The sequence below is a fragment of the Streptomyces sp. ID05-39B genome, from assembly GCF_033794725.1.
Lineage (GTDB): Bacteria > Actinomycetota > Actinomycetes > Streptomycetales > Streptomycetaceae > Streptomyces > Streptomyces bobili.
Window position 1 is genome coordinate 1 of the sequence record NZ_JARGEF010000280.1, and the last position, 9,793, is coordinate 9,793.

The window sequence follows — 9,793 nt, forward strand, 5'->3', positions numbered from 1 at the left end:
CGCGGAGGGCCCGCGGCTCACCCTCCCCCACCAGTTCCGTCGCCATCCGCGGGCCCTCCGCGAGGTCGACGACGGCGGCGACGTACGGCGTCCGCTCGCCGAAGGGCGGCAGGTCGTTGCGGTGGACGACCGACCAGGTGTAGAGGCTCGCCCGGCCGCTCGCCTCCTCCCAGCGCACGTCCTCGCTCCAGCAACGCGGGCAGAACTCCCGCGGGTAGTGGTGGGCCCGCCCGCACGCCCCGCAACGCCGGATCAGGAGCCGGCCCTCGGCCGCCGCCTCCCAGTACGCGCGCGTGAAGGCATCGGTCTCCGGGAGGTCGTACCGCGAGGTCACCGGAGGCACCCCATCAGAACCATCGCGTCAGAACACCTCACCCGAACCACCCCAGCGCGCCGTCCAGCGACCAGCTCTGCCAGGCCATCCCGAACAGTGCGACCACCGAGATCAGCGCCATCATCGCGTTCTGCCCCTGCTCGGCCCAGTCGTGGATCATGAGGGTGAAGTAGAGGAGGTTCAGCAGCAGGCCGCCCACCAGGGCGATCGGCGTGAGGAACCCGGCCACGAGGCCCAGGCCCAGCGCCAGTTCCGCGTACACGACGACGTACGCCATCGCGCGCGGCCTCGGTGCCACCACCGCCTCGAAGCCGGAGCGTACGGCGCTGAAGCGGTGCTTGGCCGCGATGTCCGCCGCCCACGCGATGCCGGTACCGCGCTCGAACCAGCCCTTCCTGTCCTTGTGCCGCCAGCTCTCCAGCCACCACAGGCCGAGCCCGATCCGCAGCACGGCCAGCCATTGCGCGCCGGTGAGCCAGATCGTGTCCATGCATCTGACGGTACGTCAGATCGGATGGAGCGGGAAGACCGTGAGCGGCACGCCCCGGACCGGACCGGACCGGACCGGGGCGTCGCGGCACGTCCACGACCAAGGCCAGACCGGTCCCACGGCCGGGCTTACGTCCACGACCGGGCCCGTCTCATCCTGTCCACAACCAGTCCACAACCAGGTGACCTACGTCACCGACCGCACACACCCCCCGTACAGGCGTGATCGATCCGCAACCAATTCCGGTCTTGACCGAGACCCATCAATGGCGCGCATGATTACGCTCGCGCTCATGGAAGACTCCGCACCGACGCCCCACCCCTCTACGATCACCGCCGCGAACGCGGCCGACCGGCCGGTCTACGTCATCGGCGGCGGCCCCGGCGGCCTCGCCACCGCGTACGCGCTGCGCACCCAGGGGATACGTGCCGTCGTCGTGGAGAAGTCCGACCGGGTCGGCGCGTCCTGGCGGCGCCACTACGACCGGCTGCACCTGCACACCACCCGGCGCCGCTCGGCCCTGCCCGGACTGCCGATGCCGCGCCGCTTCGGACGGTGGGTGGCCCGCGACGACATGGTGCGGTACCTGGAGAAGTACGCCGAGCACCACCAGTTGGAGGTCGTCACCGGTGTCGAGGTCTCCCGCGTCGAACGGACCCCCGACGGCACCGGCTGGCTGCTGCACGCCTCCGGTGGACGCGAGCTGACCGGCGCGGCGGTCGTCGTCGCCACCGGCTACAACCACACCCCGGCCCTCCCCGACTGGCCCGGCCGCGACACCTTCACCGGCGAGCTGACCCACGCCTTTGCCTACCGCAACGGCACCCCTTACGCCGGCCGGGACGTCCTCGTCGTCGGCGTCGGCAACACCGGTGCCGAGATAGCCGTCGACCTCGTGGAGTGCGGCGCCGGGCGGGTACGGCTGGCCGTGCGCACCGTCCCGCACATCGTGCGCCGCTCCACCGCGGGCTGGCCCGCCCAGTACAGCGGCATCCTCGTACGGCGGCTGCCCGTCGGGCTCGTCGACCGGATCTCCCGGGTGCTCGCCAAGGTGAGCCTGCCGGACCTGTCGGCGCAGGGGCTGCCGCGACCCGACACCGGGCTCTACACCCGCGTCCACGAAGGGGCGATCCCGGTGCAGGACGTCGGCCTGATCGACGCGGTACGCAAGGGGAAGGTGGAGATCGTGGCCGCCGTGGACGGTTTCGAGGACGGCAAGGTCGTCCTCGCCGACGGCACCCGCGTGCAGCCCGACGCCGTCATCGCCGCCACCGGCTACCTCCGTGCCCTGGAAGACCTGGTCGGCCACCTCGACGTCCTGGACCCCCGAGGCAGACCCACCGCCCACGGGCCCCGTACCCCGGCCACCGCCCCCGGCCTCTACTTCACCGGCTTCACCACTCCCATCAGCGGCACCCTCCGCGAACTGTCCCTCGACGCGGACCGCATCGCCAAGGCGGTACGCCGCGAGCTGGGACGGTCCGTCAGGGTGTGACGCGGGGCGGTCGCACGGTCCGGTCGGGGCGGGGAAGAAGGGCGACGCGCCGACCCTCGCCGTGCACTGTCAGGGGGAGGGAACCCGTGAGGTCACCGTGCGACCGGCGGCGGTGTCCTGGCTGAGGACGGAAAGTACGGCAGGGCGGCCGGGCCCGAGTACACCCCCGGTTCCTGTTCCTGTTGCTGTTCCCCCTCGCCCTCCACGTCCGAGACGTCCATCTGGTTCCGCACTGTCGTCACCTCGCCCGCCCGTCAGGCCGGCGGACGGCGAGCGTCTTGGTGCCGACCAGTTCGGACGGCTGATCGACGGGGGGCGGTGGCCGAGCAGGCGGTCACCCCCAGCAGCACGACGGCGGTCGGCAGAAGCAGCACCGCGAGTCGGAACGCACGCGAGACAAGTCCCCCTCTGTCGCCGAGAGCCGGCCGAGCCCTCCCTCCGGTGAGGCGATCACGTCAGCGCACCTGACCGATACAACCCCTATGCGTCGCTTCTGAGCCGAACCTGAGCTTCAACAGCCGCAAATATCAGCTCAGTTACTCACTCCTCTCCGCCCGGAACGTTGTCCCGTCACCCCACTCACCCGCAGAATGTGAGCCCTGTTCACCTTTTAGGCTCACCCGCTCCCATCCACCCTTCTCGCTCTCGCAGCGCTCGAAGCACGACGGAGGACGCACGTGGCACGTGGAAGACAGCTCCCCCTCTCCCGCCGCTCCCTGCTCGGCGGTACGGCCGCCCTCGCCGGGGCCGGCACCCTGACCGCGACCGCCACGGGGACCGCCTCCGCGGCGGCCGCCGCGGCCTCGCGGACCGTGGACGTCGTGATCGTCGGCGGCGGCCTCGCCGGACTCACCGCGGCGCGCGATCTCGTGGCGGCCGGACGGACCGTGGCCGTCCTGGAGGCCCGGGACCGGGTCGGCGGCCGGGTCCTCGGCCTGACCCTCCCGAACGGCGGGGTCACCGAGGGCGGCGGCGAGTTCATCGGCCCCACCCAGGACCGCATCAAGGCGCTCGCCGACTCCCTGGGCGTGGCGACCTTCGCCACCTACAACACCGGCAAGAACCTGCTCTACAAGGACGGCAAGAAGTCCGCCTACGCCACCGACGGGCTGCTCGGCTCGGTCCCGCCGGTCGACGCGGCCGGGCTCGCCAACGCGGCGATCGTGCAGGCCTCGCTGGACGACATGGCCAAGCAGGTGCCGGTAGACGCCCCGTGGACGGCCGCCAAGGCCGCCGAGTGGGACCGGCAGACCTTCGAGTCCTGGCTGCGGGCCAACGCCGTGATCCCGTCGGCCAAGTTCCTCCTCGACGTGGCCTGCACCTCGATCTTCTCGGCCGAACCCCGCGAACTCTCCCTCCTCTTCGTCCTCTTCTACATCGCCGCCGCCGGCAACGAGCAGACCCCCGGCACCCTGGAACGCCTCACCGAGACCGCGAACGGCGCCCAGGAACTACGCTTCGTCGGCGGCTCCCAGCTGGTGCCGATCAAGCTGGCCGCCACCCTCGGCGACCGCGTCGTGCTGAACGCCCCCGTGCGCACGATCACCCGGTCCGGCAGCTCGTACGTCGTGACGGCCGACGGCGTCACCGTCACCGCCAAGCGCGTCGTCGTCGCCGTACCTCCGCCGCTCGCCGCCCGCATCTCCTACGATCCCCTCCTCCCGGCCGGCCGGGACCAGCTGACCCAGCGCCTGCCCATGGCCTCGGTCGGCAAGGCGATCGCCATCTACGACACCCCTTTCTGGCGGGCCGACGGCCTCAACGGCCAGGTCGTCAGCGACACCGGGGCGGTCAGCTCCACCTTCGACAACTCCCCGCCCGACGCCTCCTACGGCGCGCTGATGGGCTTCATCGAGGCCGACAAGATGCGCGCACTGGACGCGGCCCCGGCCGACACCGTGAAGGCGGCCGTCCTCGCGGACTTCGCCACCTACTTCGACGACCGGGCCAAGACCCCCACCTCCTTCGTCCTCCAGCGCTGGAACAACGAGGCCTACACCCGCGGCGGGCCCGTCTCCATCGCCGCACCGGGCGTCCTGACCCAGTACGGTCCCGCCCTGCGCGCGCCCGTGGGCGGCATCCACTGGGCCGGTACCGAGACCTCCATCCACTGGATGGGCTTCATGGACGGCGCCGTGCGCTCGGGCGAGCGGGTGGCGAAGGAGGTGCTGGCGGAGCTGTAGTCACCGGCCGGCCCGATCCGTGGCCGCTCACCGGCCGACCCCGGCCGACTCCGGCCGGCCGGACGCCGACCGGCCACCGGTCCGGTGGGCATCGCCCGGCGTCCGGTGGGCATCGACACGCCCGGTGTCCGGCGGTCGTCGCCCGGCCCCGCTCCTCCACCGTCCCACTCCTGCGCCCCCTGTCCGCCCAACTCCGGCTCGGCCGCACATCCTCCGTGCACGACCATTCCTGACATCCCGTCAGTTCTGTAATCTGACAGGGCGTCAGCTATCAGTCAGTCACAGAGGAGCGGGGCGGACCGATGCTTGGATCAACCCACGGCACCCTCACCACCGACTCCCGCCGGGCCCGGGTTCTCGCCTGCGACGAGCGACCCGGGCCCGCCGTCCACGGCCGGCCCGCCGATGCGGGAGACCGGGACGTCAGCGGGCGCCCGCTGTATGCCGAGGTCCCCGACCTCGACCGGTTCTTCCGGCCCGGCTCGGTCGCCGTGATCGGCGCCTCGGACGCCGAAGGACGCCCGAACACCGGTGTCACACGCCAACTGGTGGGCTGGGCCGAGCGGGTGGGTGCGCGGCTGCACCCGGTGCACCCCACCCGCACCGCAGTCTTCGGCATCCCCTGCTGCCCGTCCGTCGCCGACCTGCCCGAGCAGGTCGACCTGGCCGTGCTGCTGGTCGCCGACCCGCTGCCGGTGATCGAGGAACTCGCCGAGGCGAAGGTGAAGTTCGCCGTCGCCTTCGCCTCCGGCTTCGCGGAGACCGGCACCCAGGGCGCCGCGGCCCAGGAACGGCTCGCGGCGGCCGTGGCCCGCTCCGGAATGCGGCTGCTGGGGCCCAACACCAACCTCAACGCCTTCGAGCACTTCCGGGACGATCTCGAAGGGCCCGCGATCGCGCTGATCACCCAGTCCGGCCACCAGGGCCGCCCGGTGTTCGCCCTCCAGGAACTCGGCATCCGCCTCTCCCACTGGGCGCCGACCGGCAACGAGGCCGACCTGGAGACCGCCGACTTCCTCTCCTACTTCGCCGAACGCCCCGAGGTCGGCGCGATCGCCTGTTACGTCGAGGGACTCAAGGACGGCCGGGCCTTTCTGCTCGCCGCCGACCGGGCCGCCCGCCGCGGGGTTCCGGTCGTCGCCGTCAAGGTCGGCCGCACCGAGGCCGGCGCCCGCACCGCCGCCACCCACACCGGCAAGCTGACCGGCGCGGACGAGGTCGTGGACGCCGCGATGCGCCAGTACGGCGTGATCCGCGTCGACGGACTCGACGAACTCCAGGACACGGCTGCCCTGCTGGCGCGCGCCAGGCCGCCGCGCGCGGAGGGGGTCGTGGTGTACGCGATCTCGGGCGGCACCGGCGCGCATGTCGCCGACCTGGCGACGGCGGCCGGACTGCGGCTCCCCGAGCTGTCCGCGGCACGGCAGGCCGAGCTGCACCAGTGGATACCCGAGTACCTGAACGTCGCCAACCCGGTCGACAACGGCGGCCATCCCGTCGGTGACCGGCGCGGCCGGAAGATCATCGACGCCCTTCTGGACGACCCGGAGGTGGGCGTCCTGATCTGTCCGATCACCGGCCCGTTCCCCCCGCTGAGCGACCGGCTCGTGCGGGACCTGGTGGACGCCGCCGAGCGGACGGACAAACTGGTGTGCGTGGTGTGGGGGTCGCCGGTCGGCACCGAGCCCGCGTACCGGGACGTACTCCTCGGCTCCTCCCGCGTGGCGACCTTCCGCACGGTCGGCAACTGCCTGACCGCCGTGCGCGCCTACCTCGGCCACCACCGGTTCGCGGCGGCCTACCGCTCCCCCTTCGACGAGGCCCCCCGCACCCTGTCGCCGTCCAGCCGCAAGGCGAAGATGCTGATGCGACCGGGCCAGCAGCTGAGCGAGCACGCGGCCAAGCAGTTGCTGCGGGCGTACGGGATCCGGGTGCCGCGCGAGCAGTTGGTGACCAGCGCGGCGGCGGCCGTGCGGGCGGCCGGACTGGTCGGCTACCCGGTGGTGATGAAGGCGTCCGGCGAGCGCATCGCCCACAAGACCGAACTGGGCCTGGTCAAGGTCGGCCTCACCTCCGCGAGCCAGGTCCGCGACGCCTACCGCGAGCTGACCGACATCGCCCGCTACGAGGGCGTCGACCTGGACGGCGTCCTGGTGTGCCAGATGGTCGGGCAGGGCGTGGAGATGGTCGTGGGCGTCACGCACGACGAGCTGTTCGGGCCGACGGTGACGGTCGGTCTTGGCGGGGTCCTGGTGGAGGTCCTGCGGGACGTGGCCGTACGGGTGCCGCCCTTCGGGGAGGAGCAGGCCCGCGACATGCTCGCCGAACTGCGCGGGCGGCCCCTGCTGGACGGGGTCAGGGGGCGCCCACCGGCGGACCTGGACGCGCTGGTCGAGGTCGTCCTGCGGGTGCAGCGCATGGCACTGGAGCTGGGCGACGACCTCGCGGAACTCGACATCAACCCCCTGGTGGTCCTGCCGTGGGGGCAGGGGGCGGTGGCGCTGGACGCGCTGGCGGTGTGCCGCTGAGCCCCGACCGCGTACCGATGCCGCCCACACCCCCACCGATACCACCGCCGATACCACCGCTGCGGCTACCGCCATCGCTGCTGCGACTACTGGTGCTGCTGCTACCGCTGCCACCGGTGCCGCTGCCTCTGCCAACGAGCGGAATGAGATGAACATGCCCGATTACCCCCGTACGTCGCCATTGACCGACAAGCCGGAAAATTCCGTTGAGTCATTGGTACGGCACGCCACTGACAATCACGTCTCGACCTTCACCCTCAACCGCCCCGAATCTCTCAACGCCATCACCCCTGACCTGCGCGAACGCCTGATTCAACTTTTTTCTGAGGCCTCCGCGGACCCGGCGGTGAGGGCGGTCGTCCTGACCGGAACGGGCCGCGGTTTCTGCGCCGGCGCGGACCTGCGGGGCGGCGGAGCGACGGGCGAGCGGATCCCCGGCGACGTCGCCCGCACCCTCCGCCTCGGCGCACAGCGCCTGATCGCCGCCGTCCTCGACTGCGAGAAGCCGGTGATCGCCGCGGTGAACGGCACGGCGGCCGGCCTCGGCGCGCATCTCGCCCTCGCCTGCGATCTCGTCCTGGCCGCCGAACCGGCCCGGTTCATCGAGGTGTTCGTCCGCCGTGGACTCGTCCCCGACGGCGGCGGGGCCTACCTTCTCCCCCGCCTCCTCGGCCCGCAGCGTGCGAAGGAGCTGATGTTCTTCGGCGACGCGCTCACGGCCCAGGACGCCGAGCGTCTCGGCCTGGTCAACCGCGTGGTGCCCGCCGACGAGTTGGCGAAGACGGCACGCGCCTGGGCCGACCGCCTGGCCGCCGGCCCCACCCGAGCCCTCGCCCTGACCAAGCACCTCGTCAACACGTCCCTCGACACCGACCGCGCCACCGCCTTCGCCGCCGAGGCCGCCGCCCAGGAGATCAACATGACCACGGCGGACGCCCGGGAGGGCGTCTCCGGCTTCGTGGAACGACGGGAGCCCCGGTTCCGGGGCCGGTGACGGCGTCCAGAAGACCCCCGTCAGAAGGCCCGCGTCAGGACGCGCAGCTCCCCCGCATCCAGGTCACCGAAGATGGCGAACAGCAACAGCATCTCCCCGTCATAGCTGTCGCCGTACTGGTCGCCGGCCGTCCCGTGGACCCACGACAGCACGAACACCGCCGGAAGCTGCGCCGCCGCCCCTGCCGCCGCCGCACCGGCGTACGTCACACCCTGACCGGCGTTGCGCCGCGCCTCCCCCGACCCCATGGGCCGGAGCGTACGTCCCACCGCAGCGCCCGCTACCCCCCACCCCTTCCTATCTGACATCCCGTCAGTTTCAATGAGGAACATGATGGGACACGCAGGCGCGGCGGCCGTGGCCGTCCGGCATCTTCGGGCGGGGCCGGTCGAGCCGCTGCCACCCCCGGAGTTGCGCTGCGTCCGTGAGGACGAGCGGGCGCCGGTCGATCAGGAGGAGTTCCGGCGGGTCCTGGGCAACTTCGCGACAGGGCTGACCGTTGTGACAGCACCGGCCGCCGCGCCGGGCGAATCCCCCGCCGGCTTCGCCTGCCAGTCCTTCTCGTCCCTCTCCCTCGACCCACCCCTGGTCGCCTTCATGGTCGGCCGTACGTCCACCACCTGGCCGCGGATCGCCGCCGCGGGCGTCTTCTGCGTCAACGTCCTCGGCGCGGGCCAGCGCGAGTTGTGCCGTGCCTTCGCCGTCAGCGGCGCCGACAAGTTCGCGGGCGTCGCCCACGACCCGGCTCCGGTCTCGGGCGCCCCCCGCCTCATCGGGGCCCTCGCCTGGATCGACTGCACGATCCACGCGGTCCACACCGGCGGCGACCACCTCATCGTCGTAGGCCGGGTGAACGCCCTGGGAGCGGCCACCGGGGACGAGGCGCCGCTGCTGTTCCACCGGGGGCGGTTCCTCTAGCGGTCCAAGTGGTCCAGGCCGGCGGGGCCGGCGGGGCCGGGGACGCCGGCAGGGCGGCGCAGCCGACGCGGTGTCGGAGTACGCCGCCCTGGGGCGGGAGGTGCGGGGGCCTGTTGCCATGGGCGTCGGTTACCTGGGGTCGCGGTTGAACAGGGACGTCGACCAGAAGTAGCCGAGGGCGGAGAGCGCCAGGCACCAGGCGACGGCGAGCCAGCCGTTGTGGCCGATCTCGGTGCCGAGGAGGAGTCCGCGCAGCGTCTCGATGGCGGGGGTGAAGGGCTGGTACTCGGCGATGGGCTGGAACCAGCCGGGCATGGTGTCGGCCGGGATGAAGGCGCTGGAGATGAGAGGCAGGAGGATCAGGGGCATGGCCATGTTGCTGGCGGCCTCGGCGTTGGGGCTGGCGAGTCCCATACCGACGGCGATCCAGGTGAGGGCCAGGGCGAACAGGGCGAGGAGCACGAAGGCGGCCAGCCATTCCAGGGCGGTGGCGTCGGTGGAACGGAAGCCGATGGCCACGGCGACGATCCCGACCAGGACCAGGCTGGCGAGCACCTGGAGCACGCTGCCGACGACATGCCCGATGATCACCGAGCCGCGGTGGATGGCCATGGTGCGGAAGCGGGCGATGACGCCCTCGGCCATGTCGGTGGAGACGGACACCGCCGCGCCGATGACGGTGCTGCCGATGGTCATCATGAGGATGCCCGGCACGATGTAGGCGATGTACTCGGAGCGGTCGGCGGTGCCGTCGCCGATGCCGGCGCTCATCACGCCACCGAAGATGTAGACGAAGAGCAGCAGCATCATGATCGGCGTGAGCAGCAGGTTCAGGGTGAGGGACGGGTAGC

General features: G+C 72.0%; 9 protein-coding genes. 5 read left to right on the forward strand and 4 right to left on the reverse strand.

Annotation, left to right across the window (positions count from 1 at the left end):
* Positions 1 to 334, reverse strand: a 334-nt coding sequence (locus tag P1P75_RS35890) for an OB-fold domain-containing protein (RefSeq protein WP_319263389.1), incomplete at its 3' end; no start/stop codon positions are given.
* Between the two features lie 37 nt (positions 335 to 371).
* Positions 372 to 824 (reverse strand): DoxX family protein, encoded by a 453-nt coding sequence (locus P1P75_RS35895; protein WP_319263390.1) that lies wholly within the window; start codon positions 822 to 824, stop codon positions 372 to 374.
* Between the two features lie 292 nt (positions 825 to 1,116).
* Here P1P75_RS35895 and P1P75_RS35900 point away from each other — a divergent pair, with 292 nt between their 5' ends.
* From P1P75_RS35900 to P1P75_RS35915, 4 genes are all read left to right on the forward strand, one after another.
* Positions 1,117 to 2,319, forward strand: a complete 1,203-nt coding sequence (locus tag P1P75_RS35900; protein WP_319263391.1) for an NAD(P)/FAD-dependent oxidoreductase — start codon at positions 1,117 to 1,119, stop codon at positions 2,317 to 2,319.
* 677 nt (positions 2,320 to 2,996) lie between these two features.
* Positions 2,997 to 4,502 carry an FAD-dependent oxidoreductase gene (locus tag P1P75_RS35905; protein WP_319263392.1) on the forward strand — a complete coding sequence of 502 codons (1,506 nt, stop codon included), beginning with the start codon at positions 2,997 to 2,999 and terminating at the stop codon, positions 4,500 to 4,502.
* Between the two features lie 302 nt (positions 4,503 to 4,804).
* Complete coding sequence (locus P1P75_RS35910; RefSeq protein ID WP_319263394.1) at positions 4,805 to 7,030, forward strand: acetate--CoA ligase family protein; 2,226 nt, start codon at positions 4,805 to 4,807, stop codon at positions 7,028 to 7,030.
* Between the two features lie 148 nt (positions 7,031 to 7,178).
* Positions 7,179 to 8,024: an enoyl-CoA hydratase-related protein gene (locus P1P75_RS35915; protein WP_319263396.1), complete on the forward strand. Its 846-nt coding sequence runs from the start codon at positions 7,179 to 7,181 to the stop codon at positions 8,022 to 8,024.
* A 20-nt stretch (positions 8,025 to 8,044) separates the two neighbouring features.
* On the opposite strand, the gene P1P75_RS35920 is transcribed toward P1P75_RS35915, so the two are convergent.
* Positions 8,045 to 8,272 (reverse strand): hypothetical protein, encoded by a 228-nt coding sequence (locus tag P1P75_RS35920; RefSeq protein ID WP_319263398.1) that lies wholly within the window; start codon positions 8,270 to 8,272, stop codon positions 8,045 to 8,047.
* An 85-nt stretch (positions 8,273 to 8,357) separates the two neighbouring features.
* Here P1P75_RS35920 and P1P75_RS35925 point away from each other — a divergent pair, with 85 nt between their 5' ends.
* Positions 8,358 to 8,942 (forward strand): flavin reductase family protein, encoded by a 585-nt coding sequence (locus P1P75_RS35925; protein ID WP_319263401.1) that lies wholly within the window; start codon positions 8,358 to 8,360, stop codon positions 8,940 to 8,942.
* A gap of 129 nt (positions 8,943 to 9,071) precedes the next feature.
* On the opposite strand, the gene P1P75_RS35930 is transcribed toward P1P75_RS35925, so the two are convergent.
* On the reverse strand, positions 9,072 to 9,793 hold a 722-nt coding region (locus P1P75_RS35930), incomplete at its 5' end, for an ABC transporter permease (RefSeq protein WP_319263399.1).

Coding starts and splice junctions, on each gene's coding strand:
- P1P75_RS35895 (WP_319263390.1), bottom strand. CDS start 824: ATGGACACGATCTGGCTCACCGGCGCGCAATGGCTGGCCGTGCTGCGG.
- P1P75_RS35910 (WP_319263394.1), top strand. CDS start 4,805: ATGCTTGGATCAACCCACGGCACCCTCACCACCGACTCCCGCCGGGCC.
- P1P75_RS35900 (WP_319263391.1), top strand. CDS start 1,117: ATGGAAGACTCCGCACCGACGCCCCACCCCTCTACGATCACCGCCGCG.
- P1P75_RS35915 (WP_319263396.1), top strand. CDS start 7,179: ATGAACATGCCCGATTACCCCCGTACGTCGCCATTGACCGACAAGCCG.
- P1P75_RS35920 (WP_319263398.1), bottom strand. CDS start 8,272: ATGGGGTCGGGGGAGGCGCGGCGCAACGCCGGTCAGGGTGTGACGTAC.
- P1P75_RS35925 (WP_319263401.1), top strand. CDS start 8,358: ATGGGACACGCAGGCGCGGCGGCCGTGGCCGTCCGGCATCTTCGGGCG.